This is a genomic window from uncultured Porphyromonas sp., assembly GCF_915070105.1.
Taxonomy (GTDB): Bacteria; Bacteroidota; Bacteroidia; order Bacteroidales; family Porphyromonadaceae; genus Porphyromonas.
The window spans coordinates 36,860-63,812 of record NZ_CAJZFJ010000002.1 but is presented as its reverse complement, the minus strand read 5'-3'; the positions used below and the strand labels follow the sequence as shown (position 1 = coordinate 63,812).

General features: G+C 54.0%; 21 protein-coding genes. 20 read left to right on the top strand and 1 reads right to left on the bottom strand.

The window, feature by feature from the left end; genetic code table 11:
- Window positions 1–732: 732 nt before the first annotated feature.
- From QZ554_RS00530 to QZ554_RS00515, 4 genes are all read left to right on the top strand, one after another.
- Window positions 733–1,080: a DUF4180 domain-containing protein gene (locus tag QZ554_RS00530; protein ID WP_297193366.1), complete on the top strand. Its 348-nt coding sequence runs from the start codon at window positions 733–735 to the stop codon at window positions 1,078–1,080.
- Between the two features lie 138 nt (window positions 1,081–1,218).
- Window positions 1,219–3,234 (top strand): ATP-dependent zinc metalloprotease FtsH, encoded by a 2,016-nt coding sequence (ftsH, locus tag QZ554_RS00525; protein ID WP_297193364.1) that lies wholly within the window; start codon window positions 1,219–1,221, stop codon window positions 3,232–3,234.
- A complete protein-coding gene (locus tag QZ554_RS00520; protein ID WP_297193362.1) occupies window positions 3,218–4,039 on the top strand; it encodes a phosphatidate cytidylyltransferase in 822 nt (273 codons plus the stop codon). Before ftsH ends, QZ554_RS00520 begins: the two co-directional genes overlap by 17 nt.
- Before the next feature lie 167 nt (window positions 4,040–4,206).
- The gene (locus QZ554_RS00515; RefSeq protein ID WP_297193360.1) at window positions 4,207–5,628 is read left to right on the top strand and encodes a family 10 glycosylhydrolase; all 1,422 of its coding nucleotides are present in this window, start codon (window positions 4,207–4,209) and stop codon (window positions 5,626–5,628) included.
- Between the two features lie 172 nt (window positions 5,629–5,800).
- Here the strand turns inward: QZ554_RS00515 and QZ554_RS00510 are convergent, their stop codons facing one another.
- The gene (locus QZ554_RS00510; protein ID WP_297193359.1) at window positions 5,801–6,619 is read right to left on the bottom strand and encodes a DUF2807 domain-containing protein; all 819 of its coding nucleotides are present in this window, start codon (window positions 6,617–6,619) and stop codon (window positions 5,801–5,803) included.
- Between the two features lie 607 nt (window positions 6,620–7,226).
- On the opposite strand from QZ554_RS00510, the gene QZ554_RS00505 reads away from it, so the two are divergent.
- The 16 genes from QZ554_RS00505 (at window position 7,227) to QZ554_RS00430 (ending at window position 26,911) form a co-directional block, all read left to right on the top strand.
- Window positions 7,227–9,056 carry a tetratricopeptide repeat protein gene (locus tag QZ554_RS00505; protein WP_297193357.1) on the top strand — a complete coding sequence of 610 codons (1,830 nt, stop codon included), beginning with the start codon at window positions 7,227–7,229 and terminating at the stop codon, window positions 9,054–9,056.
- Window positions 9,056–9,931 carry a DUF4292 domain-containing protein gene (locus QZ554_RS00500; RefSeq protein ID WP_297193356.1) on the top strand — a complete coding sequence of 292 codons (876 nt, stop codon included), beginning with the start codon at window positions 9,056–9,058 and terminating at the stop codon, window positions 9,929–9,931. Before QZ554_RS00505 ends, QZ554_RS00500 begins: the two co-directional genes overlap by 1 nt.
- A gap of 10 nt (window positions 9,932–9,941) precedes the next feature.
- On the top strand, window positions 9,942–11,312 hold the full coding sequence (locus QZ554_RS00495) for a peptidoglycan DD-metalloendopeptidase family protein (RefSeq protein ID WP_297193354.1): 1,371 nt from the start codon (window positions 9,942–9,944) through the stop codon (window positions 11,310–11,312).
- On the top strand, window positions 11,297–12,376 hold the full coding sequence (ribF, locus tag QZ554_RS00490; protein WP_297193352.1) for a riboflavin biosynthesis protein RibF: 1,080 nt from the start codon (window positions 11,297–11,299) through the stop codon (window positions 12,374–12,376). Before QZ554_RS00495 ends, ribF begins: the two co-directional genes overlap by 16 nt.
- 53 nt (window positions 12,377–12,429) lie before the next feature.
- Complete coding sequence (locus QZ554_RS00485; protein ID WP_297193350.1) at window positions 12,430–13,617, top strand: glycosyltransferase; 1,188 nt, start codon at window positions 12,430–12,432, stop codon at window positions 13,615–13,617.
- A gap of 148 nt (window positions 13,618–13,765) precedes the next feature.
- Entirely contained in the window at window positions 13,766–14,953 is a 1,188-nt protein-coding gene (locus QZ554_RS00480) for a glycosyltransferase (protein WP_297193348.1), read from the top strand.
- 271 nt (window positions 14,954–15,224) lie between these two features.
- Window positions 15,225–16,415, top strand: a complete 1,191-nt coding sequence (locus QZ554_RS00475; RefSeq protein WP_297193346.1) for a glycosyltransferase — start codon at window positions 15,225–15,227, stop codon at window positions 16,413–16,415.
- A gap of 14 nt (window positions 16,416–16,429) precedes the next feature.
- Window positions 16,430–17,518: a glycosyltransferase family 1 protein gene (locus QZ554_RS00470; protein WP_297193344.1), complete on the top strand. Its 1,089-nt coding sequence runs from the start codon at window positions 16,430–16,432 to the stop codon at window positions 17,516–17,518.
- Complete coding sequence (locus QZ554_RS00465) at window positions 17,515–18,492, top strand: glycosyltransferase family 2 protein (RefSeq protein ID WP_297193343.1); 978 nt, start codon at window positions 17,515–17,517, stop codon at window positions 18,490–18,492. The genes QZ554_RS00470 and QZ554_RS00465 overlap by 4 nt, the downstream gene beginning before the upstream one ends.
- Window positions 18,493–18,494: 2 nt before the next feature.
- Window positions 18,495–19,493, top strand: coding sequence for a glycosyltransferase (locus tag QZ554_RS00460; RefSeq protein ID WP_297193342.1), 999 nt, complete (start codon window positions 18,495–18,497; stop codon window positions 19,491–19,493).
- 44 nt (window positions 19,494–19,537) lie between these two features.
- Window positions 19,538–20,554 (top strand): glycosyltransferase family 2 protein, encoded by a 1,017-nt coding sequence (locus tag QZ554_RS00455; protein WP_297193340.1) that lies wholly within the window; start codon window positions 19,538–19,540, stop codon window positions 20,552–20,554.
- Complete coding sequence (locus tag QZ554_RS00450; RefSeq protein ID WP_297193339.1) at window positions 20,547–21,539, top strand: ketopantoate reductase family protein; 993 nt, start codon at window positions 20,547–20,549, stop codon at window positions 21,537–21,539. The genes QZ554_RS00455 and QZ554_RS00450 overlap by 8 nt, the downstream gene beginning before the upstream one ends.
- Window positions 21,540–21,632: 93 nt before the next feature.
- A complete protein-coding gene (locus QZ554_RS00445) occupies window positions 21,633–22,904 on the top strand; it encodes a M64 family metallopeptidase (RefSeq protein ID WP_297193372.1) in 1,272 nt (423 codons plus the stop codon).
- A 925-nt stretch (window positions 22,905–23,829) separates the two neighbouring features.
- On the top strand, window positions 23,830–24,726 hold the full coding sequence (locus QZ554_RS00440; RefSeq protein ID WP_297193370.1) for a diaminopimelate dehydrogenase: 897 nt from the start codon (window positions 23,830–23,832) through the stop codon (window positions 24,724–24,726).
- Window positions 24,727–24,760: 34 nt separating this feature from the next.
- On the top strand, window positions 24,761–25,624 hold the full coding sequence (lgt, locus tag QZ554_RS00435) for a prolipoprotein diacylglyceryl transferase (protein ID WP_297193337.1): 864 nt from the start codon (window positions 24,761–24,763) through the stop codon (window positions 25,622–25,624).
- 84 nt (window positions 25,625–25,708) lie between these two features.
- The gene (locus QZ554_RS00430) at window positions 25,709–26,911 is read left to right on the top strand and encodes an FprA family A-type flavoprotein (protein ID WP_297193335.1); all 1,203 of its coding nucleotides are present in this window, start codon (window positions 25,709–25,711) and stop codon (window positions 26,909–26,911) included.
- The last annotated feature ends 42 nt before the right edge of the window (window positions 26,912–26,953 follow it).

The window sequence follows — 26,953 nt, the reverse complement described above, 5'->3', positions numbered from 1 at the left end:
GTACACAAGTGCGCTCTAAGTATCTCCTCTCTAGGGCTCGCTTGTATGTCTATTCATTGGGGATAATACCTAGGATCTTTAGTGATGGGCTAAGGCTCCCTTGGATATGAAATAATACCCCAAAAGATCCAAAGGCAGGAGTGTGCGAGCGAGATTATGCGTCAGCCCTGTTTCAAAGGTGGCTATTTGGGATACCTCTTTAGGCTTTCTATAAAATGATTTCTAAGTTATGGGCATTTTTAGAAATGGAGTTATTTACGATTGTGCCCTTAGTTTTGTAATGGGAAGCATATCTGTGTACTCACATTCTTTATTCCTACCATGTCTGTTACTTTATATATGACGATGTGACTTTGTATATGCCTTGGCCACAATCTCGTAGTATATATATGAGGGCTGTATCCTGCGTATCCTTTGAGTGGATGGGGCTGTATATCCGAGATGACATATATTGCCGCTATATGAGGGGAGTAAAAAAGGATTGAGTATGGGAAAGTACGTCTAGGGATGTTGAGCCTAGATTAATGTTGCTAGTGAGCATCTATAGGAGTTACTACTAGGATAGCAGTGTTAGCTATACTCTTCTACTATTAGGGAGTGCCAGACCTTATTCCAGCACTCGTATCACTTCCCCCGTACAAATGGTTACCTTTGTGCTAGTAAGAGGGGAGGTGGGCTAGTGCATTGTGTGAGGGATTTGCCCCCATTGCAATAGATATACCTATATAATATATGGAGGTGAAGACTCATAAAGTCGGAGACAGACTGCTAGCAGAGGTCATATCCGATCAAGTCATTCTCGCCACGGTAGAGGATGCCTTAGACCTGATAGGTAATATGTCCTATCAAGGATTTGACGGGGTGGTAATCTACGAGCATAATGTGACACCTGAGTTCTTTGTGCTTAAGAATAGACTAGCTGGTGATATCCTCCAGAAGTTCGCCCAATATGCTATGTCACTAACCCTCATAGGAGACTTCGGCCAGTACGCTAGCCCTAGCTTAAGAGACTTTATCCGTGAGAGTAATGCTAGAGGACAGATCCGATTTGTCTCGACTCGAGAGGATGCTTTGAGGTAGACTCTCGGCATGCAGGGATAGGTCTGGATAGGTGCCGCCTACGCAACTAAGGTGGTATAGTCTTTGTTGTAGCAGTACTGAGAGGGGGATAGTCTGATGAAGCCCCTAGATGTGACTACGAACGAATATAAAGAGTAGATGATACAAAACAACGGGAAGAAGCCAGGTAAGCTCTTCCGCTTCAATGAGCTGTGGATCTATGCGATCATCATCGGCTTGCTCGGAGGACTCTTCCTCTGGGATGGAGGCTTCGGAGAGACGAAGTCCCTTAGCTGGGATGAGTTCCAGCGTATCGCACGCAACAATGCCTTCACGCAGATCACTGTGGATCGGGGTGAGAAGACAGCTGTAGGGCTATTGACCTCTCAGGCTGCAGATAGTATCTTCTCTAAGAACTCCCCTCTGCTGGGACGCAATCAGCAGCGCACCGAGCGTACGCTCACCACGGAGATCCCGACGGTGGATCGCTTCTCCCAGTTCTATGAGGAGAGTGGTATCACAGCACATGTGCACTATAAGGAGTCCCGCTCAAGTCTCCTCAGTATGCTCCTTAGCTTTGCACCCTTCATCTTGGTGATCGCCTTTTGGTCCTATATGATGCGCCGGGCTGGTGGAGCAGGTGGTGGCGGAGGTATGTCAGGAGGTGGCATCTTCAGTATAGGCAAGAGCAAGGCTCAGCTATATGAGAAGGAGAGCACTTCGGTGACCTTCAAGGATGTGGCAGGCCTACATGAGGCCAAGGTAGAGATCGAGGAGATCGTACACTTCCTGAAGAACCCCGCTAAGTACACTCAGCTCGGGGGTAAGATCCCTAAGGGCGCCCTCCTCGTGGGCCCTCCAGGTACAGGTAAGACTCTGCTGGCTAAGGCCGTGGCAGGAGAGGCACATGTCCCATTCTTCTCACTAGCCGGTTCAGACTTCGTCGAGATGTTTGTGGGGGTGGGTGCGTCACGTGTGCGTGACCTCTTCCAGAAGGCTAAGGAGAAGGCTCCCTGTATCATCTTCATCGATGAGATCGATGCCGTCGGACGTGCTCGAGGTAAGAACAACAACCTTGGCGGGAATGATGAGCGTGAGAATACTCTAAACCAGCTCCTGACCGAGATGGATGGCTTCGGGACAAACAGTGGTATCATTGTCCTCGCGGCAACGAACCGAGCCGATATCCTTGACTCTGCGCTCCTACGTGCAGGACGCTTCGATAGACAGATCTATGTGGATATACCTGATGTGAATGATCGTCGGGAGATCTTCCTCGTGCATCTGCGTCCCCTCAAGATCGATGATACGGTAGATATTGATCTACTAGCACGTCGTACGCCAGGGTTCTCTGGGGCAGATATTGCCAATATATGTAATGAGGCAGCACTGATCGCAGCACGTGCGGAGAAGGAGTTCGTCTCTCGTGAGGACTTCATGAATGCCATCGACCGAGTCGTAGGTGGCCTAGAGAAGAAGAATAAGATCACGACCGAGGAGGAGCGACGCAGTATCGCTATCCACGAGGCTGGTCACGCTACGGTCAGCTGGTTCCTGAAGTATGCTAATCCTCTAGTGAAGGTAACGATCGTCCCCCGAGGTAAGGCTCTAGGGGCTGCATGGTACCTCCCCGAGGAGCGACAGATCACCACCACACAGGCACTCCTCGACCAGATGTGTGCTACGCTGGCAGGACGTGCTGCCGAGGAGATCTTCCTCGGACGTATCTCTACTGGGGCAGCCAATGACCTAGAGCATACGACCAAGATAGCCTATGCAATGGTCGCTTACTATGGTATGAGTGAGAACCTACCCCATATCAATTACTACGATATGCAGGGTGATGGCTATGGACTCACGAAGCCCTATAGTGATAAGACAGCAGAGCTCATCGACCGAGAGGCTACCGACATCGTACGCAGAGAGTATGAGCGTGCTAAGAAGCTCCTAGGCGAGCATGCTGAGGGACTCCAGCAGCTGGCTCAGCTCCTACTGGATCGTGAGGTGATCTATACGGAGGATGTGGAGCATATCTTCGGTAAGCGTCAGTGGATCAGCCGCACCGATGAGCTGATGCAGGCCAATGAAGCTAGCCAAGGCTCTGCTTCCCCCTCGGAGACTCCTGAGAATACTACGACACAAGAAGAAGTTAATACTAATGAGCAACCTAATTAAGCGCGCTATCTTTGGAGCGATCTATGTCGCCCTAATCCTCAGCGCACTCCTATTGGAGAGCCCTACTCTCTATATGATCGTCTTCGGGCTGATCGTTTTCCTCGGGACATGGGAGTGGTCCAACCTCGTATCTACCCATCGCATCTATCCACTGCGTCGTATCAGCGATGCAGCGGCTGGGGTGTACCTCTTCTGGGTGACCTATATGATCGCTCTGAAGGGGGCAAGCTACACCATCTTCCTCATCCCCTATGCAGGCTTTCTCCTCTATGTCCTCGTACGCAGTATATACAGCGAGAGAGAGCTCATGCCTGGGGATTTAGCGAAGGTCTTCTTCGGTCAGATCTATGTGGCAGGCTTCATGAGTGTGGCGAACATATTTTATTCAGGAGTCGTTGATCCTCGCCTACTGCTTACGATCTTCGTCTGTATCTGGGTCAATGATACGGGGGCTTATCTGGCTGGCTCTACACTAGGAAAGCACAAGCTCTTCCCAAGTGTCTCGCCTAAGAAGAGCTGGGAGGGCTTCGTCGGGGGCTTCATCGCTTCAGTTCTCGTCTCTGGCCTTATGCTCGGCTGGGAGCCTCTCGCTCTACTGTATGGTGCGATCATCTCGGTCGCTGGCACGTGGGGAGACCTCTTCGAGTCCATGATCAAGCGACAGATCGGGGTCAAGGACTCTGGCAATATCATCCCTGGACATGGAGGTATCCTTGATCGTATAGATAGCCTACTGTTTGTCCTGCCTTTCGTAGCCTTTGTGCTCTGGATCATCTATACCTATCAGCACCTACATTTGAGCTGATCGACTTCCTATTTCCCCTAAATCTTCACAGGAAGATGATGAATAAGACTCATATAACTCGTACACCGAGGGGCTTGCTCCTAGCTTGCCTCTCGGTGCTTTTCTTTGCCTCGTCCTGTGGAGTATCTCGTGGACGAAGAGCTGTGAGTGATGATCCTCGAGAGCCATTGAAGCGGGAGTTTCGAGCGGCATGGCTCCCTACAATCTTCCGCAGTGAGTATGCTGGGCTCGCACGTCAGGAGGCACGACAGCTGCTCACGCGACGGATTGAGCTCCTTAAGCAGACTGGATGTAACGTCTTGATCTTCCAGGTACGTGCCGAGGGCGATGCTTGGTATCCCAGTGAGCTGGAGCCCTGGAGCAGATACCTCACGGGGAGACAGGGTGAGGCACCTGAGCCTAGCTGGGATCCTCTGGGCTTGGTGATTAATGAGTGTCATGCTCGTGGGATCGAGGTGCATGCCTGGATTAATCCCTATCGAGGTGCAGCTAATGCCGATCAGCCCCTAGATGATAAGCACCCCGCACGTCGCCATCCCGAGCTCTTCATCCGCTATGGCAAGCAGCTCGTTATGGATCCGGGGAACCCCCAGAGTGTCCGCTATATCACCTCTGTGGTACGAGATCTAGTCAAGCGCTATGATGTGGATGCTATCCACTATGATGACTACTTCTATCCTTATCCCAAGGATGGGGAGAAGTTCGATGATGATGCCTCCTTCCATCGCTTTGGTATGGCTGTCGGCTTCCATCCCGAAGAGAAAGCACAGTGGCGCAGATCCAATGTCGATCGACTGATCTCTGAGACTCGTAGTGTCATCCTGGATACTAAGCCTTGGGTACGATTCGGAGTGAGTCCCTTCGGCATCTATCGCAATGCCTCTAGTGACCCTAAGGGGAGCAAGACCTCTGGCCTACAGAACTACGATGATCTCTATGCTGATGTCCTGCGCTGGAAGGATAAGGGCTGGGTAGACTACATCATTCCTCAGATCTACTGGAATATTGGTTATCCTGCGGCAGATTATTTGGAGTTGGTCTCGTGGTGGAGTAACCAACTTCAGCATAGTACAGCACAGCTCTACATCGGCCAACATGTAGAGCGTACGATGGACTCAGGACAGCTAGAGGCGAAGCTCACGCAGTCTCGACGCTTTGCCCAGGGGAATGCATGGTGGCCAGCTGAGAATATCCTGCGCAACTATCGGGGGATGGGCGATAGCCTACAGAAGACCTACCAGTGCTATCCTGCACTCTTACCAGAGTACATGGGATCCTTGGGGCATACGAAGGCGCCGAAGCCCATAAGGAGACTCATGGAGGACTATAATGAGGATGGACACATGCTCCTATGGGTCGATCATCGTGATGAGACTGACCCCGAGCATGCCTATTACTATGCCGTCTACCGCTTTACGGATGGAGAACGGATTGATCATAGCAATCCCCGCCATCTCGTGAGCGTCTCTACCAAGCCCTACTATATCCTACCCCTTGCACCTCCGGGCAAGAAGTATATTTATCTAGTGACGGCTATTAACCGCTTTTGGCAGGAGAGCAAGCCGACTAAGATCTCTATTCGCTATTAATAGAGTTGCTCTCTCCTTGGCTGAGGTAGATATGACGTAGAGAAGAGCTCTAAGGAGAGTCCGTACATAACACTAAGAGCAGGAGGCGATACTCATCATACGAGTATCGCCTCCTGCTCTTATTGTTAATCCTTGCCTCGTGTGAATTAGGTCTCTGAGGGGTCAATAGGGGTTACTGGGCCTTGACAGTGCTTGCGCCAGTGCAGGTCTGACTGGCGATGAAGGGTTTGCCTAGGTAGCTGAGCTTAGAGGCACCTGAGACACTGTAGGACAGACTATCGACCAGCCCGAAGGAGACACGTGAGGCTCCTGAGACGAGGAATTCTGCCGAACGTGAGTTCACAGCCTTGGCGTCACACCCGCTGGCTCCCTCGACAGAGGCCTGCATGAGGGCAGATGAGCCCTGTAGCCCTACATGCGAGGCACCCGATACGAGGACTAGGAGCTGCTGTTCTAGGGTGGCGGCAGCCTCTACTTGGCTAGCTCCTGAGGCTGTGATCACTAGGGAGTCACCTCGCAGGCGTAGCCCCGTGATGCGTGACGCCCCTTCTGCTACGACCGAGAAGATCGGGGCACTTAGGCTATCCATCAGTTGTATGCTCGAGGCCTGAGTAGCCTCTACTCCATAGAGCTCGGGGAGGTAGACATCGAGGTGAAGATCGTGGTTGGTTAACTTGTTCCAGAAGCTAGAGCGGTCATTCATCCCCTTGGAAGCAATCAGCAGGAGATTATCCTTGACCCGTAGCTCGATGTCATCACGAACCTCCTTAGGAAAGTCTTCGGGGAAGACTACCTGTGTCGTTTGTCCGACATGTAGTGACACACGTACGGGGTAGTCTACGAGGAGGAAGTTGCATGGGGGGAGCTGACTCGGCTCCACGGTGGTGAAGCCTTCGCGGGAGACACCAAATCCCCGCCCCTGACAGCTCTCTAGGCTTAGCCCGAGGAGCGTCAGTAGAAGTGTCATCAATAGAATGCGAGTACTAGTCATTGTGCGTATGTGTATAATTAAGTGATTATATGCACCTCAAAGGTAGTGAATAGGAGGGAATTATATACTACATATTCCTCTGATATAGCCCAGGGTGGAGGCATGAAATCACTAGGGTAGAGAGCAAGCGAGGTGGAGGTGCATACCCTAGCGATAGAGACATCTGTGTCCTGGGTGTAGATTTACCTAGCGTAGAGGTACTATAGAGGAGGGAAAAGTGTACACGTGTGTATACAACAGTGTACCCACGTGTATACAATAGTGTACACGCGTGTACACAACATCGCTCTCGGTATGTCCCTCTTAGCGATCTCTCCTAGGTCTATTTCTCGGGGCTAACGTTTGGTATTCAGAGGTAAGGCTACGGCTTCCTTCGCTATGAGACCAGCCCCCGAGAGGAGCAAAAGCGTGGAGAATCCCGAGGGTGACCGTACGTCGGCTCTGCTGACTTCGCCCTGAGGTATGGGGGGATTCTCGCCCTATATCGTACTTTATCCCCGTTAGCTGTGCTGGCTCGCAGGGAATGTGTCTCGTATGTACACAGAAATAGGTATCTTTGAAAGATATTGGTATGCTCTGTGCAGATAGAGCGACGTTATAGATAGAAATGAGCATCAGAAAGCAACTCATATACATAGGTCTGCTGACCCTCTGCCTCGTCGAGAACTACAGCGTGTGCGGGCAGCAGACAGCTAAGGTCGGTAAGCGAACAGGAATAGATACCCTCAGTCGAGAGGATAAGGCTACCGACTACTTCTACCGAGGGGTTCTTGCCCAGCGAGTGAATCGGATGGACGAGGCCCTAGACCTCCTACAGCAAGCCTATCAGCTTTCGCCTAAGGATCCTATGATAGCCTTTGCCCTTGGAGGTACATATATGGATGCCGAGCGACAGAGCGAGGCCCTGCCTCTACTGGAGCAAGCCTATCGGTCGGATAGCACAGACATAGCCTTTGCCTCCGCGCTCTCCTCTGCCTATATTGCGACCGAGCGTATGGAGGATGCGCTACGAGTGAATAAGCAACTCCTGAGCCTCGATCCCGATGACGTGGATGTGAAGTATCGTCTCGTCCAGCTCTATGCTCGTACGGGCTATATCCCACAGGCCATCCAGCTGTGTACGGAGCTTCAGGCTCGCTTCCGTCCACATCCAGATCCCTATAATAGGCTTACCCAGATCAAGATACAGCTCCACCAGCTCGCTGGCAATAAGAAGGCCATCGAGCAGGAGTATGAGACCCAGGCTTCGCTGTTCTCTGGGAATAGGAAGTACTACTATGACTTGATCCTTTTCCTCATTCAGGATGGACGCTATCAAGAAGTGAATAAGCGACTAGCTGCCGATGTCAAGAAGCAGACGATCCGCCCTGGTGATGCTCGTGCTCTCAGAGTCCACCTACATATTGCCAAGAAGGAGTATGAGCAGGCAGAGCAGGAGCTCGTACAGCTAAGCGAAGATCCCGAGATCAGCGCTGGAGAGAAGTTCGTCCTTTGGTCGCTCCTCTCCAATGAGATAGCGGGTGAGGAGAAGCTCCTCGATGAGCGGTATATGCCCCGTATCAAGCGGCTCCTCACTGTCCATCCCGAGGATCTCTCTATCCTCAGGAGCTATGTACAGCTCCTTCGTTATCGAGATCACCATCAGGAAGCGATAGATGTCCTTCGTCCTCAGACGAAGCTACACCCTTCGACGGCTTGGCTGTGGGATGAGCTCTTTCAGAATGCTGTCGGGCTCTCCCAGGATAGCCTCATCGTGCAGGTCGCTCGAGAGGCTGTTCAGTATGTGCCAGAGGACTGGCGGTATCACATCGCTCTGGCTACTGGAGACTTTGCAGAAGAGCGTTTCTCAGATGCCATCAAGACCCTAGAGCGGGGAGCCAGTGCCATCAATCCTAAGAAGGGGGACGGAGCAGCTCGACTCTATGGTCTGCTCGCAGATCTCTATGCAGAGCGTGGTTCAGCAGCTCAGAGGGTCTTAGCCGACAGTCTCTATCGCCTAGCTATAGAGGCCAATCCTAATGACCCCGACGTGCTGAATAACTATGCCTATCGTCTAGCGAAGGCAGGGAAAGAACTCGAGCTAGCAGAGCAATACGCAGGCCAGGCGGTCAAGCTCAATCCTGACGTAGCTCATATCCTAGACACCTATGCCTACATCCTTCACCTGCGAGGGAATGACAGCCTAGCTAGACTCTATCAGAGAAAGGCTATTGACAAGGCGGGAGACAAGTCTTCAGGGGATATGTATGACCACATGGGAGACATCCTCCTAGCCCTCGGGGATCAGGATGAGGCTCTCCTCTACTTCATCAGTGCTCGGAAGGCCTACGAAGAGCAGGGCGATCTCGAGGAAAAGCAGCAAGTAGATGCTAAGATAGCCCGACTACAGAATCCCAAGGTCAAGGAGACCAAGGTCACAAAGAAGAAGAAAAGATAATGCGATATTCTCTCTATACAGTAGCCCTGCTGGCTACACTCCTATTCTCTGGTTGTGATCTATCTCGTCGTGGTACCAACGCCACTGGAGGTACTGTCGCTGGGGCAGAAGCCTACTCCGAGGCTCGTCTACGCTCCCTGCTCTCCTCGCCCACAGACCTCGCCTCTGGTGAGGGGGCGATGCTACGTGGAGCGATGAATCTACAGGTACAGCTAGGGAAGGAAAGCTTTTCCTCTAAGGTCAATACGACGATCCAAAGGGGACGAGGGGTCTATTGGTCCGTTGTCCCATTCCCCCTTGTCGAGGCTGGCCGTGTATGGTTTACCCCTGAGGGGATCACAGCTGTGGATCGCATCCATGGTCGCTATGCCGAGGCTTCGTATGCCGAGCTCTCCGACTATCTTGGCTTCCCACTGAGTTATCCAGAGGTAGAGGCTTTGCTCATAGGCCGGCCCTTCCTCCCCAAGGCTGCTCAGGAGCGTCGAGCACACGAGCTCCTCTATCGAGCCTATCCAGAGGGAGGGGCAGAGCTCTCGGGACATCTACGTCCGGGTGCGACACAGAGTGCACAGCGATATACTTACCGCTGGGGCTTTGGTCGTACGGGATATGCTGAGGTCTTCGACGTCTGGCATCAGGAGGCTGCTCGTGGGCGTATCTTTGCCCTTCGCTATACAGCACCCTCCTCCTTACTACCCGAGCGTACCGAGCTCTATCTGGGGCAAGATCGAAATGCTGCCCCTCGTCTGGTCATCGACTGGAGCCGAGTCCAGCCCTATGAGGGTACTCCTCCTAACCTCAAGCCTCAGATCAAGCCTAGCTACCAGCGTATCTCCATCTCATCCCTACTACGTGTACTGGCATCCGAGCAATAATCAGAGCCTCATGAGGTCAATCAGCTTATTTACCCTCCTTGTACTTCTCTCGCTGGGACTCTCGCACCCGTACAGCGCACAGGCGCAGAGCAAGTCTCGGACACTACGTAGGCTAGAGCAGGAGCGTCGCCAGCTCCTTAAGAAGATTGAGGCAGGCGACAAGAAGCTCCAGCAGCTACGTGCCACCACTCAGAGCTCCGAGCAGACACTGCGTGCTGTCCAGCAGCAGGTCGCTCAGCGCCGTGAGGTCGTCTCACTCCTCGGGCATGAGGTCAGTGGCTTGCAGGCTCGTATCGATACCCTCTCGGGACATATCGGTCGTCTAAGGCGAGAGGAGGGTGCACTGCTCCTGCGCTACCAAGCGGCTCTCCTTCAGCTCCAGCGTGTAGATACTCATATTGACCCATTGGTCTTCATCCTTTCCTCTTCCACACCGACCCAAGCACGGGAGCGACAGCACTTCCTAAGTAAGTATGTCAAGGCCGTGCAGCAGGCCTCTCGGGCTCTACGAAGTACCCGCTCTGAGATAGAGGTCACTAAGGCCGAGGTCGGGCGCACACACTCCGAGAAGGAGCAGCTCCTAGCCCTGAGAGAGCAAGAGAAGCGTAAGCTCGAGAAGGAAGAGGCTGCACGTGCCACAGAGGTAAAGAGCCTCAAGGGGCAAGAGAAGCAGGTCGCCCAAGATCTTTCTCGCCAGAGGCAGCGTGCCGAGGCTCTCGATAGGCAGATACAGAGACAGGTGGAGGCTGAGATAGTCGCTGCCCAGAGACGATCCGAGGAGCTCCGTAAGAAGCAACTCGCAGCTCGCACTAAGACCAAACCCACCCCTGCTCCAAAGGGACAGAAGGGTTCTGCTCCCACTTCCCCTTCCACCCCCGCGCCGACACCCGAGGAGCCTGCTGACGAACGCCGTGCAGCCTCCCCCGGTGGCTATGCAATGGATGCCAGCGAGCGTGCCCTAGCTTCCTCCTTCTCGCAGAACAAGGGTAAGCTCCCTGCTCCCATCAGAGGCTCTTATTCTCTACTACGTACCTTCGGCGTGCACCGACACAGCGAGCTCTCTCGTGTACAGGTCAGCAGTAGTGGGGTAGACTATGGGGTGCAGGGCGATAGTCGTGCCTATGCTGTATTCGCTGGAGTGGTTAGCCGTGTCTTCGTCGTCCCTGGGTATGGTACGGCGGTGATCTTGAGGCATGGGAACTACCTCACCGTCTATGCTAACCTCGCCGCTCTCTCCGTAGGACAGGGCGCAAAGGTCAAGACGGGACAAGCCCTCGGGACGATAGGTACTGCTCCTGATGGCAGTGGGACACGCCTACTGCACTTCCAGCTGTGGCACGAACGAACCAAGTTAAATCCTCTCTCATGGGTCAAAAGATAATTGCTACCATCGGCTCCTTCGATGGTGTGCATCGTGGGCATGCTATGCTCCTAGGTCAGATGCGAGACCTCGCTCAGTACTATGGCGAAGCAGAGCTACATGTCGTGACCTTTTCCCCTTACCCATCCGACGTCCTTCGCCCTGATCTCAGGATCGAACACTTGGTAGCACCTGAGGAGCGTAATCAGTTGCTCCGTGAGTTAGGTGGAGTCAAGGTGCATGACCTACCTTTTACTGAGACTCTTGCCTCGATGTCCGCAGAAGCCTTTATGGAGGACGTTTTGCTCCGACAGATCGGTGTGACGGATCTTGTCATTGGCTACGACCACCACTTTGGCAAAGGAGCTAGTCTAACTATCGAAGACTATGAACGTCTAGGACAGAGGCTCGGTATCGCTATCCACCGAGGACGAAGCTACCAAGTCGATGGCGAGGTCGTGAGCTCAACACGTATCAGAGAGAGTATCAAGTCGGGTGACGTCGCTCATGTGGCTCTGCTGCTTGGCCGTCGCTACTCCCTAAAGGGAAAAGTCGTGCAGGGACAGCAGCTAGGACGGAAACTTGGCTACCCGACAGCCAATATCGACCTCGGCTATGCCACCCAAGTCCTCCCTCAGGATGGCGTCTACCTTGCTCGAGCTTACCTCCGAGAGGGGGGTAAGGAGGCCGAGTACAAGGCAATGCTCTATATCGGTACACGTCCGAGCATTGATCAGGCGACCATGCTTCGCAGTATCGAGGCTCATCTCTTGGACTTTGATCGGGATATTTATGGAGAGGAGCTGGTACTCCAGCTAGAGAGTTTCTTCCTGCCCGAGCAACGATTTGGGAGCAAGGAGGAGCTGAGGCTAGCTCTCTCCCTCTACGAGGCAAGTGTTCGTATGTACTTCGCACTAGAGGAGCGTCAGGTGAGTGAGGCCACTCAGATCCTTCACGAGGCAGAACTTAGATATGGGGATCGACTTACGCCATCAACGGCGCCGATTTTACTTCGCCTCCACGAGAGTCTCTCCCATGCTCCCCATCGGGAGGCATCCTCGAGCCACTCATCTAATTTTCACTAGGGGCACATTGCAGTGAGCCATATAGCCCTCAGGAGTTCAAACTTATTCTATCTATGAAAATAGAAGGCTTACACGTTGCCATTGTCTATCCTGTCCTTGGACTAGGTGGGCTAGATGTGGTTATTCGTGATACGGGCAAGCTCTTTGCCTCTATGGGTATCCACGTGCATTACTATACTATCGAGTGGCGAGAGGCGGAGTGGCAGCTACCAGCCCCTACGTACTGCTCTCTCTCTTTGCTTCCTGATGGGGCAGAGCTCTGGAATCAGCAGGCTGTAGACTTCGTCCTTCAAGAGCTACGTCTACGTCAAATCTCGGTACTCATTATCCCCAACTATTTCCCTGGCCCTTACCTAGATCTCCTCAGAAGCTCTGGTGTGAAGCTAGTCTTTTGGAGCCATGGGATGCCCCTATGGGAATATCATGACTCTATCGAGGCGCGTCGCTTCGTAGTGAAGAAGAAGCTGAGTCGGCACCTAGAGTGGATCTTCCTACGTGTGCCCTTCAAGCTCTGGACGGGTGCCTATCGACGACCATGGGAGGACTATTACCGACGTGTCATAGAGGGGATGGATCTCTACCTCACGCTTTGCCCTGCGTATGCTCGGGAGCTTGCCGAGCAGCTTTGCTTACCTTCCGAGCAAGCCTCCAAGGTCGTACCCCTAATCAATACCTTGCAGATAGAGCCACAGCCGACGCTGGAGAAGGAGAAGCTCATCGTCTTCGTCGGGCGTCTGAGTTATGCGGACAAGCGGGTGGATCGTGTCATCGACATCTGGGCAAGGGCTCACAAGGCTTTGCCTGATTGGCGTGTCGAGATATACGGCGCAGGCCCAGATGAGCAGCGAGTGAAGGCATACCTAGAGCAGAAGGGACTCCCTCGCATACGTTTCTGTGGCTATACCGCCGAGCCAAGCGAGGTCTACCGAAGAGCCTCTGTACTGCTATTGACCTCGACGCATGAGGGGTGGCCAATGGTCTTGATCGAGGCACAGAACCATGGTGTTGTCCCGATGGCCTTTGCCTGCTCCTCGGGGGTACGTACCATACTTGGTGAGGATAATCGTGCTGGGGTGCTGGTTCGCCCCTTCAGCTTGAGCCAGTATGCCCGTCGTCTAGTTAGGCTCTGTCGTGACACAGACTATAGAGCGAAGCTACAGCAGGGGTGTCTAAGCAAACGCTTGGAGTACAGCCCCGAGCGAAGCCGTGAGGCATGGGCGGAAATCTTCCAGCGTCTCTAGTCTAAATACAATCTGACTGCCGAGGCGGGGAGGTCGAGACTTCCGTCTTTGCTCTTGCCGAACTTTAGTTTGTACAAATCCCCTTTCCCTCCTAGAAGCATACCGCAGTGAGCCATACAGCCCTTAGGATAGCTAACTAAACTGATCAATGGAAATAGAAGGCCTACATGTCGCTAGTGTTCATCCGATCCTCTTCCGTGGAGGGCTGGATGTCATCGTGCATGATACGGGCAAGCTCTTTGCCTCCATGGGGATCCACCTACACTACTATACTGTAGAGTGGCGAGAGGCGGAATGGCAGATACCTGACCCTACGTACTGTTCTCTCTCGCTATTCCCTGAGGGGGCAAAGCTCTGGAATCAGCAGGCAGTAGACTTCCTTATTCAAGAGCTACATCTACATCAGATCTCGGTGCTCCTTATCCCCAACATCTCCCCATTCCCTTACCTAGATGCCCTCAGAAGCACTGGGGTAAAGCTAATCTTTTGGAACCACGGGATGCCCCTCTGGGAATATCGGGCTGCTATTGACGATCGTCGCTTCCTAGTAAAGAAGAATCTTAGTCGGCGCCTAGAGTGGATCTTCCTACGTGTGCCCTTCAAGTATTGGACGGGTGTTTATAAGCGGCAATGGGAGGACTACTACCGACGTGTCATAGAGGGTACGGATCTCTACCTCACACTTTGCCCTGCGTATGCTCGAGAGCTTGCCGAGCGACTGTACTTACCCGCCGAGCAAGCCTCCAAACTCGTTCCCCTAATCAATACGCTACAGGTAGAGCCACATCCAACACTGGAGAAGGAGAAGCTCATCATCTTCGTTGGGCGTCTGAGCTATGCGGACAAGCGGGTGGATCGTGTCATCGACATCTGGGCAAGGGCTCACGAGGCTTTGCCTGATTGGCGTGTGGAGATACACGGCACAGGTCCTGATGAGGAGCGACTGAAGGCATACCTAGAGCAGAAGGGACTCCCTCGTATACGTCTCTGTGGCTATGCTGCTGAGCCAAGCGAGGTCTACCGAAGAGCCTCTGTACTCCTACTGACTTCGACGCATGAGGGATGGGGGATGGTACTTGCCGAGGCACAGAACCATGGTGTTGTGCCGATGGCTTTTGCCTGCTCCTCGGGGGTGCGTGCCGTACTTGGCGAGGATGAGCGTGCTGGGGTGCTGATTCGCCCCTTCAGCTTGAGCCAGTATGCACAGCGGCTGATTAGGCTCTGTCGTGACACAGACTATAGAGCGAAGCTACAGCAGGGGTGTCTAAGCAAACGCTTGGAATACAGCCCCGAGCGAAGCCGTGAGGCATGGGAGGAGATCTTCAAGCGTCTCTAGTCTATATACGATCTGACCACCGAGGCGGGATGTAGAGGCCTTCGCCATGGCACTTGATGGACTTTAGTTCGTACACGATCCTTTCTTTTTCCCGTTGAGAGATTGAGGGGGGAGTCTATGATCTCACGAAGGTACCGAGGAAACCTCTCCAGAGGTACTGAGGGAAACTGCTAAGAGGTACCGAGGGTACTTTCCACGGGGTTCCCCCGATACCTCGCTTGAGGTCTCTAACTTTGCCCCCACGAGGGGCTTCTTTTTAGCTTGTTTTAGAATGGATACAAAGGGTTTGCACGTAGCGATTGTACACCGCCGGCTTGCGCTGGGGGGAGCAGAGGAAGTCTCTAGGGAGACGAGCCTTATCTTTCGCCAGATGGGTATCTGTACGCACTTCTTTGCCGAGGAGCATCGTGCCGAGGAATGGGTACTGCCCGCTTGCCCCGAGATCAGTCTGACACTCTTCCCAGAGGGGGTAAGGCTTTGGACTCGGGAGAGTGCAGACGTTATCCTCAGAGAGTCCAAGGCACGAGGGATACAAGTCGTGATCATCCCTATAGCACTACCTAATGACCAGCTTGCCTACCTGCGCTCGGCAGGTCTACGGCTCATCTATTGGTGCCATAGCTCGCCACTCTGGGAGCTGATCGACCGTAGGGAGCGTGCGGGCTATAAGCCTCATCACCCCTGGCATAAGAACATCTATAGCCTACTTATACGGCGCACCCGAAGACTCCTTGTCCCCGATCGTGCACGGCTCATCAAGTGGTACCGACATCTGGTGAGCGAGGTAGACTGCTTCATCACCCTCGCACCAGGCTACATCAAGATCTTTGCAGACTCCCTCGGACTAAGTGAGGGGGAGCAGAAGAAGTTTGTCTCTCTACCCAATATGGTGCGCCCCCCAAAGGGCGAGGTAACCCTCCTCGGTCGTCCGAAGAAGATTATCTTCATGGGGCGGCTAAGCTATGCCGACAAGCGGGCTGATCGACTCATCTACATCTGGGAGCAGATACACCGAGAGCTCCCCGAGTGGTCGGTAGAGATCTATGGTCAGGGCAAAGAAGAGAAGTACCTAAGGGCACTGATCGAGGGTAAGCAACTTCCCCGCATAAGCCTCCGAGGCTATGCCCCTGATCCTAGCCTGATTTATCCTCAGTCCTCCGTCCTAGCCATGACCTCTACCTACGAAGGCTGGGGACTCGTACTGACCGAGGCTCAGAGCTACGGAGTCGTACCCATTGCCTTCGGATGCTCCGATGGGGTCAAGGAGATTATAGGCACAGGGGAGCAGTATGGACGTCTCGTTACTCCCTTTGATTTAGACGAATACGCTACGAAGCTACGTGAGCTATGCCTTCGGGAGGAGCTACGCCAAAGCCTTGCTGAGGCCTCTATGCGACGTGTCGAGGAATACTTCCCCGAGCGAAACATACCACGCTGGCAGGGGATCTTTGACCAACTCTGAGTATCTTTACCCTCATGAAGCCCCTAAGTAGCCCTCGCCTGCTCATCGACTTAGAGCGTAGACGTTACCCATACTCTGGTTTGGGCTATTACTGCCGTGCCCTAGAGACGGGGCTACGGGAGGTAGGGGATAGTGGGCTAGAGTACCACTTCTATGCCCCCCGAGGGATCGGAGGGGAGGGGAGGGTAGCCTTCTCGCCGCTTCATGCGTTCTTCAACCCAAGCCCCCGAGGATTTGACCTCATACACTTGACCCATCAGAGACAGCATTACTTCCCACAGCTGTGGGGGAAGCCCTGTCTCGTGACCCTTCATGACCTAAACTTCCTCACCGAGCCTCTTGCCCCGAAGAAGCGGGAGAAGCTCCTGCGCCTAGTAGCCTCTAACCTCCGTCGGGCTACGGGCATCGCCTGCATATCGCACTATGTGAAGGAGGATCTCATGAGGCATAGGGAGCGCTTTGAACTGGCGGAGGATCTGCCAGTGAGGGTGATCCACAACGGGATCTTCCTTCCCGATGAAGCCCGTCTAGCGTCCCTCCCTAAACCTAGACTGATCCCTCGGGCTCCCTATCTACTAGCTCTAGGGGTACTGCATGAGAAGAAGCAACAGCACCTACTCATCCCCATGCTCGCAGCCCTACCCGAGGAGCTACAGCTCGTCCTGATCTATTCGGAGGCCAAAGCCGATTACCTAGAGCGCATTACCTCGCTCGTGGCTCGCTATGGACTACAGGGGCGGGTACACCTGATGAAGGCAGTGGGGGATGAGGAGAAGGCTCAGCTCCTCTACCATTGTCGTGCACTCGTACATCCCTCGATGGCGGAGGGCTTTGGGCTCCCAGTCGTAGAGGCCATGTCCCTCGGCAAGCCTCTCTTCCTTCGCCCGATGACTAGCCTTCCGGAGGTAGGGGGAGCGGAAGCGTATTACTTCCGAGACGTCGAGCCCGAGGCTATGGCAAGCCTTGTCTTAGAGGGACTGGAGCTCCATGAGCGGGAGGCCGAGCGAGGGCAGAGACTTCGTGAGCGTGCCCTTCTCTTTGACTATCGGGCAATGGCTCGGGGGTATCAAGACCTTTACACCACTCTATTAGAGCGAAGATGAAGCTAGCCGTCATCGTACCCGTCTATAGGGTCGAACCTTATCTCCGTCAGTGCATAGAGTCTATCCTAGGGCAGAGCTACCGAGATCTCCGAGTCATACTCGTCGATGATGGCTCGCCTGATGCTTCGGGGGCGATCTGTGAGGAGTATGCCCAGCGAGACGAGCGAGTGATCGTGCTACACAAGGAGAATGGAGGCCAGAGTTCGGCACGCAACCTTGGACTAAAGCACATCGACGGCTGTGACTATGTCACCTTTCTGGATTCGGATGATTGGCTCGAGGGGAATACCTATGAGCGGTGCATTCGTCACCTCGAGGAGCATCCCGAGGTGAGCATTGTAGGCTACGGGTACAATATGGTCTACCCCGATCATGTCCACCCCCTCATCCCATCGCAGGAGACGCTGACAAGGGAGGAGGCTCTGCGCCTCTTCCTCTCTTGCAAATCGCCTATCGTCGGAGCATTGGTATGGAGCCGAGTCTATCGCCTCTCTGCCTTAGTAGGGCTTAGCTTCCCCGAGGGAAGGCTGTGGGAGGATGTGAGCTACACCCTAGAGGTGCTCTGTCAGAGCTTGGGTAACTATGCCCTTCTCCCTATCGCTGGGCTGAACTACCGAGTCCAGAGACCAGGCGCAGCTACCGAGAGTAGACTGCTAGACCAGCGTGACCTCTTCCTTTCCCTAGAGAGTCTCATCGATCGTCGGCGAGAGGATCGGGATTTTCTTACTTATGCCAATACGCTAGAGCTGAGCTATCTTTGGCTTCAGTTCAAGCGTATCACTCGGGAGAGGGTGCTCTTTGATACTCTTAGCTCTGACTACCTAACCTTTCTGAGGAAGGTACAGTCCCGCCCCTATATCAGCGTCTTTAGCTCTCGGTGGGAGCGACTTCGTCATTGCTGGCTTTATCGCCACCCCCTTAGCCTACTTCGCCTAAGGCTCTTGGTGCGGGAGCTTTTTCATCGTCATAAATAGGATTGCTCTTGGTCTCTAACCTTCACCCCACAGATGCCACTCTGGCAGTCATTGTAGCTGTCTACAAGGTCGAGCCCTACCTCAGGGCATGTATTGAGTCGATCTTGACGCAGAGCTACAGGGCTCTTCGGGTTATTTTGGTCGATGACGGCTCCCCAGATAGCTGTGGTGCTATCTGTGAGGAATACGCAGCAGTAGACCCACGGGTGCACGTCATCCACAAGGCGAATGGTGGGCTTAGCGATGCTCGAAATGCAGGGCTAGCACTTGTCGGGGACTGCCCCTACGTGACCTTCGTAGACAGTGATGACTGGTTAGAGGAAGGCATTTATGAGGCTTGTATCTCCGCCCTAGAGCGTCATCCAGAGCTTGACTTAGTCGGCTATGGGCATCGCAGGGTGTCTCCAGAGCAGGTGGAGGAGGTCGTCCCCGAGGCTCGTACCTATAGCCACGAGGAGGCTCTCCTGCATTATGTCTCCATGACTTCGCCGATCGTAGCACCCCCTGTTTGGGCAAAAGTCTATCGCAGAGAGCTCGTAGAGGGCTTGACGTTCTTTAAGGGACATAAGTGGGAGGATGTCCCCTACACCCTTGAGGTTCTTTGGCGAAGTAGAGCCTATGCCCTCCTACCACGTGTGGGGGTGAACTATCGCATCCAGCGTCCAGGAGCCATCACGGATGTGACCATACCTGATCGGGAGACGCTCTTTGAGGATCTGGAGGTGCTTATCCAGCGGTATAACGACACGACCTTCACAGCCCTTGCCAATACCTTGGCAGTGAATTGCCTTTGGCGACACATGAAGCTCCTGGTCAAGTCCCCCGGAGCCTATGCAGAGCATGGGAAGAAGTACCTCAAGATCGCCCAGCGACTAAGCCAGCGTCCCTACCTCAACACCTTCCGTTCACGCTCTAGGTGGTGGAAGTATCGTTTGTTCCATCGGATGCCAAGCACCTTCCTCGGGGTTCAGTCCTTGCTCTATCGCATTTCTCACCACTAGTTCTCCCGACTCTTCCTGTCTCTTACTATCAGAATACAAGCTCTATGTCTATTACATCTCCGTCTAGCCCTCGCCTAGCTGTCATTATCCCTGTCTACAAGGTAGAGCCTTATCTGCGACAGTGCATTGAGTCTGTCCAGCATCAGACCTTTACCTCCTTACGTATCATACTTGTCGATGATGGCTCCCCAGACTCCTGCGGGGAGATCTGTGAGGAGTATGCTCGGGAGGATGATCGTATCCTCGTGCTACACAAGGAGAACGGAGGACTAAGCTCTGCTCGTAATCATGGGCTAGAGTATATCGGGGACTGCCCCTATGTGACCTACCTCGATAGTGATGACTGGCTAGAACTTGATACCTATGAGCGTTGTATTGAAGCCCTAGAGCGTGAGCCTGATCTTGACCTTGTCGGCTTTGGCTTTGAGGAGGTTTATTCTGATAGGATATCAGCACGTGATATACAGAGTCATAGTGGACGCTATACGAGGGCAGAGGTGTTGAATCGATATGTTTCTGGTTTGGACATCTATGTATATCCTGCTGTGTGGCAACGAGTATATAGGCGGGAGGTTATAGAGGGGCTACGCTTCGTGGAGGGGCACAGCATGGAGGATGTGTGCTATACGTTTCAGGTCTTTTGGCGATGCTCTGCCTATCGGATCTTACCCTTTTCGGGGCTTCATTATAGAGTGGAGAGACCCGGGGCGATCACGGAGAAGATTACTCAGAAGAATGGCATAACCCTCTTCGAGGACTTAGAACAGCTCATTAAGGAGGGAAAGCATAATCCCAGTTTTGCTGCCTATGCCAATGCCCTCCTAGTAAACTATATCTGGAACTATTACATGCTCCACCTACACGATGAAGAGGCCTATAACCTCTACACAAAGCTCTACAAGCCCTTCCTCGTGAGAGCACGTAAGCGTCGCTATCTAAACTGCTTTACGAAGTCACGGTACTATCGTCGTCATCTCCTCTTCCTCTACTTCACAGAGCCCTTCATGCGCTATTGGCGACGTAGAGAATATCGTAAGGGCAGAATTAAGAAGCATGGATAACAATAACAACACTAACTCAAACGAACTAATCTCTATGCTACTGCATCATATCACCATCTCGGGTCTTGGCGGTGTCGGGGGCTACTATGGGGCGATGCTCGTCCAGGCTGCCCGCCGAGAGGCTAAGGGGCGTCAGGTCGCCTTCGTCGCCCGTGGCGCACACCTCGAGGCTATTCGCTCTCGTGGGCTGCATGTCCATACTCCAGAGCGTGACTTCACTGTCGAGCCTGACTTCGTGGCGGAAGACCCCCACGAGCTCCCCAAGTCTGACCTCGTGATCCTTGCCACCAAGAGCTACGACCTAGAGGCTAATCTTCGTCAGCTCTTACCCATCATCACCCCAGAGACCATCATCCTTCCCCTGCTCAATGGTGCTGACATCACCGAGCAGGTGAAGCGCATCCTACCTAATAATAGGGTGTGGGATGGCTGTGTCTATATCTCGGGGCGAAAGCCCGAGGCAGGAGAGATCCTACTGGAGGCGGAGCGTGAGATCTTCATCTTCGGTAGCCGTGGGGCTACACGTACCGAGGAGGAACGGGAGCTAGCCGACCTACTTACCTCTGTAGGTGTGAAGGCGATCAACCCAGACGATATAGAGGATCATATCCGCAAGAAGTACCTCATGATCTCTGCCACTGCTACGGGAACCTCCTACTACAACCTCACCGTAGGCGAAGCCCTCGCCCAGCACCCTAGAGGGATGCGTGCGCTTATCGAGGAGCTCTGCCAGCTCTACACTGCCCTAGGGCACGACCTAGGGGAGGATGCGGTAGAGCGAACGATCGAGCGACAGACCTTCATGACCCCTACCAGCACCAGCTCTATGCACGTGGACTTCCTCGCTGGGGGAAGGACGGAGCTGGAGAACCTCACGGGCTACGTCGTGCGTACTGCACATCACCTCGGGATTATCCTGCCCACCTATGATCGTATGTACCGAGCTCTCAGAGACGAACTCTACCCTCCACACAGCCGTGTGTGACGTACTACTACTCTGCTACTTTGACCCAATTAACGCTTCATGATCATGCGAAGAAAGACTACCTCCCTTCTCCTCGTTGCCCTCTGCCTCCTTATGGGATGGGCAGAGCGAGCTACGGCACAGCACTTCGACACCTTCTTCCGAGACAGCACGCTGCGCCTGGACTACATCTTCTCCGGGGACTCTGAGCACACGACCATCTACCCAGAGGAACATCATCTGCTCACGGGTTGGGCAGGTCGCAGGCACCACCTCGATACCCTCGCTCTACGGGGCAACGCTCGTCTCTATGTACGGGACGAAGCCTCGGGGAAGGTTATCTACTGCACGTCCTTCAACTCCCTTTACCAAGAGTGGCGACTGACCGATGAGGCCAAGCGGGTACAGCGTGCCTACGAGAATGTCTTCCTCATCCCTTACCCTAAGGCACCTATCACGGTGACGATGGAGCTAAGCGGTGCGCATGCAGAGGTCATCGCCACACAGGTGCAGCGCATTGATCCTACAGACATCTTGATCCACGACCGTACGAAGGAGCCCGCCCTGCCCCACGAGTACCTCATCAAGTCGGGTACGGCGAAGGACTGCATCGACCTAGCCATCCTTGCCGAAGGCTATACCGAGGCTGAGATGCCACTCTTCCTCAAGGATGCTCGGGCTGCCGTGGATGCCATCTTCTCCTACGAGCCCTTCAAGAGCTATCGGGAGCACTTCAATGTCGTTGCCGTCCGCTCTACATCCAAGGACTCGGGTGTCGCTGTCCCCCGTGAGCACTTCTGGCCCCGCACGCCCTTTAGCTCCCACTTCGACACCTTCTATAGCGAACGCTACCTAACCACCCGCCGGGTCAAGGCCATCAATGATGCTCTCGTGGGAATTCCCTATGAGCACTTAATCATCCTTGTCAATAGTGATGTCTATGGCGGTGGCGGTATCTACAACTCCTACCTCATCAGCTCGACACACCACAAGTACTACCTCCCTGTGATCGTACACGAGTTCGGGCACAGCTTCGGGGGCTTGACCGACGAATACTTCTACGAAGATGATGCGGTAGCGGAGAGTTACTCTAGGGATGTTGAGCCCTGGGAGCAGAACGTCACGAACCTCAAGGACTTCGAGGGTAAGAAGTGGTCACACCTGATCCGCAAGGGTACTCCCGTTCCCACACCTCCTGCTCAAGCCAAGAAGTACCCCGTGGGGCTATACGAAGGTGCAGCCTACAGCAAGAAGGGGATGTATCGCCCGAGCTTCGACTGTCGTATGCGGTCGAATGCCAACCCAGACTTCTGTCCTGCCTGCCATCTCGCCCTCAACAAGCTCATGAACTACTACCTAGACGGCATAAAGAAGGCTAAGAAGTAAGCCCTCTCTCTTTCCCAATTGTCAAAGCCCCGAGGCAGTGCACCCAGTGAAGTGGTGCACTGCCTCGGGGCTTTTGTGTCGTCGCTCACCTGGAGTGCTAAGGCTTCCTGATTGCGTACCCTCGGCTTGGTCGCTTATCCTACTGGATATAAAGGGGAGGTGGGAGTCCCCCGAGTCGCAAGGCTAGCAGATAGAGCATGGGGAGGGTGGAGGAGGGTGGGGGATGTGCCGAGTCTTGAGCAAGAGTATGCAGTTGGGGCGGGTCGGAAGGTGTACTTGGAGTCGAAGGGAATAGAGACCAAGCAAGCCTCTGAACTCGGAGGCCGTGTGGACTGAGGTGGGATCAGAGCAGAGCCAAAAGCGTGGACTAAGGTCGGATGGAATAGGGGGTAGGATGAGGCAGAAACAAGGGGTTAGGGTAGGGGAAAATAAACCGCCTTCAGATCTCGGAGCTAAGTCCCTCTGTATCGGGCATTCAGAGAGGGGTGGAGAGGACATACTGAGAGCGGTGTATCGAACATACCGAGTCCGCCCTAGCGTTCATACTGAGTTCGCCCTAGCGTTCATACTGAGTTCGCCCTAGCGTTCATACCGAGTTCGCATGAGCGTTCTTACCGAGTCCATTTTGGCGTTCATACCGAGTCCTTGGAGGGGTCTTTGTAATGTGCTTGATTCCAGACTTATATGGACGGCTCTTCTGAGGGGGGAGTCGTCCCGCCTTCGCAGGCCTTGGTGGGGATAGCTGGTGTCGGGGGAAGGGGCACATGGGGATGAACTATGGGGGGCTAAGGGTGGGACTAGAGATGGGGTAGGCTGGGGAAGGGTATCCAGCACGAGCTCCGAGGGTATTTCTTATCTTTGCACAGATATACTACACGGTACAATGTGATTTGACTAAAAGAAACAGAAAAAAAGAATGTCTGAGATACATAAGATCAAGGCTGCAGTCGTTGGCTACGGCAATATCGGTCGCTATGCCGTAGAGGCCCTCGAGGCGGCATCCGACTTCGAACTCGTGGGCGTTGTACGCAGAGATGCCACACAGGTGCCTCCTGAGCTTCGCCCCTATCCTGTGGTGAGCTCTATCGGAGAGCTTGGGGAGGTCGATGTAGCCCTGCTCTGTACCCCTACACGACTCGTAGAGCAGACGGCTCTCGGGATCTTGGCTCAGGGGATCCGTACCGTGGATAGCTTCGATATTCATACCGATATACTTGCCCTACGTCGCACTCTCGGGGAGGCTGCCCGTCAGCACGACACCGTCTCGGTGATCGCCTCGGGCTGGGATCCAGGGAGCGACTCGGTCGTGCGTACTCTCATGGAGGCCATCGTGCCCCGTGGGATCACCTATACCAACTTCGGCCCCGGTATGAGCATGGGGCATACAGTAGCCGTCAAGGCGATCGCTGGAGTCAAGCGAGCACTCTCGATGACCATCCCCACAGGTACAGGTATTCACCGCCGAATGGTCTACATCGAGCTGGAGGAGGGATATCAAGCCCCCGAGGTCATCGCTGCTATCAAGGCCGATGACTACTTCGCCCACGACGAGACCCACGTCACTGTCGTGGATGATGTGGATGCCCTCATCGATATGGGGCATGGGGTAGAGATGATCCGTAAGGGAGTCTCGGGCAAGACGCAGAATCAGCTCCTATCCTTCAACATGAAGATCAATAACCCTGCCCTGACGGCACAGATCCTCGTAGCCGTAGCACGAGCCTCTATGCGTCAGCGTCCAGGATGCTATACGATGCAGGAGATCCCTGTGATCGACCTCCTCCCCGGTGATCGGGAGCGGTGGATCGGGAAGCTCTGCTAACCAAATTCAGAATATCATATCATACTAGAGACACATGACACTGGCTGCTATTACGTGGGATGTCGATCCTGTGATCTTCGAGATCTTCGGCAGAGGTATCCGTTGGTATGGGCTCCTCTTTGCCCTAGGGCTGTTGATCCTTGGCCCGATGATCGAGGATCGTATTTGGAAGCGGGAGAAGCTCAACCCTGAGTGGATGAACTCCCTCTTCATCTATGTCGTCCTCGGGACGGTCATCGGAGCACGCCTCGGGCATGTGCTCTTCTATGACCCTGCCTACTATCTGGCGAACCCTGCCAAGATCTTTGCCGTCTGGGAGGGGGGACTGGCTAGCCACGGTGGGACAATAGGTATCATCATCGCCGTATGGATCTATTCCAAGCGGGTCACGAAGAAGTCCATTCTCTGGACACTTGACCGTCTAGCCGTGCCTACAGGGCTGGCTGCTGCGCTCATTCGCCTAGGGAACCTAATGAATAGTGAGATCTTCGGTAAGCCTACCGACCAGCCCTGGGGCTTCATCTTCCCTCGTGCCTCAGAGTTCGCAAGCTATGCTGAGAAGGGGCTGACGATCCCCGCCTGCCATCCGACGCAGATCTATGAGGCGCTGGCATACCTCGTGGTATTCGCTGTCTGTATGTATCTCTACTGGAGAAAGGACGCTGCCCGTCGCTACTCGGGCCTTATCCTCGGTTACTTCCTACTGGGTGTCTTTGGCTTCCGCTACTTCATTGAGAGTATCAAGAATGTACAGGAGCCTTGGGAGATCGATATGGTGCAGCACTATGGGCTGAACATGGGGCAGCTCCTCAGCATTCCCTTCGCTGTGGCTGGGGTGGCACTCATCATCTATGCCTATCTCCATCGGGCTGACGAGAACCTCGTCAAGCAAGAATAAATGAACGTGCATCCTACGCTAGGCTAAGCCTTGGCGCCGCACCAAGTGTAGCATGCCATACATCTATAAATATATACGCACGCTATGTACCAAGTCCCTCAGGTCTGCGACTCCATCTACTACGTAGGTGTGAATGACCGCATGAAGGCTCTCTTTGAGAATATGTGGAGCCTACCCAGTGGTGTCGCCTACAACTCCTATCTGATCGTCGATGAGCATACGACCCTCATCGATACGGTGGATGTCTGCTACTCCGACATCTTCTTCCACAAGCTGGATCTCGTCCTACAGGGCAGGCCTCTTGACTACCTCATCGTGAACCATATGGAGCCCGACCATGGTGGATCTATCGGCCTGCTCCGTAAGCGTTACCCACAGATGAAGATCGTGGGGAACAAGAAGACCTTCGATATGCTCCGTGGCTTCCACGGCATCACCGAGGGACTGCATGAGGTCAAGAGCGGAGATGCTCTGCGTATCGGACGCCACGAGTTCTCCTTCCTCATGGCTCCTATGGTGCACTGGCCCGAGGTGATGTTCACCTACGAGCAGACGAGCAAGGCGCTCTTCACAGCCGATGCCTTCGGGTCATTTGGTGCTCTCAATGGTATCCTCTTCGATACACAGATCACCGACCGCACAGCCTACTTCAGAGAGATGCGCCGCTACTACGCTACGGTGATTGGGAAGTATGGGGGCTTCGTGCAGAAGGCTCTTGCCAATATGCAACGCCAGGGACTAGACGTAGACTTCGTCTGTCCTACACACGGTGTCGTATGGACGAAGGAGGGCTTCGGCGAAGCTCTAGACCTCTATGAGCGTCTCTCGCACTTCACAAGTGAGGAGGGTGTCGTAGTCCTCTACGGCTCGATGTATGGCAATACCGAGCAGCTAGCCGACGTGATCGCCCAGAGCCTCGTCGCCCATGGGGTGAAGCGTGTCGTCTGCCACAATGTGAGCAAGTCCGACCCCTCCGATATCCTCTGCGACATATTCAGCTGTCGTGGGCTCATCATCGGTAGCCCCACTTACTGCGGGGAGCTCTTCTCTCCCATTGAGAACCTCCTACAGCTCATACGCATCCGTGACGTCAAGGATCGTCTCTATGCTGCCTTCGGCTCCTATACCTGGGCACCAGGTGCGGTGAAGCGTCTTGTCCCCTTCGCCGAAGAGATGAAGTGGGAGCTCGTCGGCGAGGCTGTCGAGCTGAAGATGTCAGATCTAGCCTCTGTCCTAGATGCTGGGTGGAGTCTCGGTCAGGCTATGGCTGAGCGGATCAAGGGCTAGCGACCCACATACTAATGTATCTATTAGCAATTCATAATATCA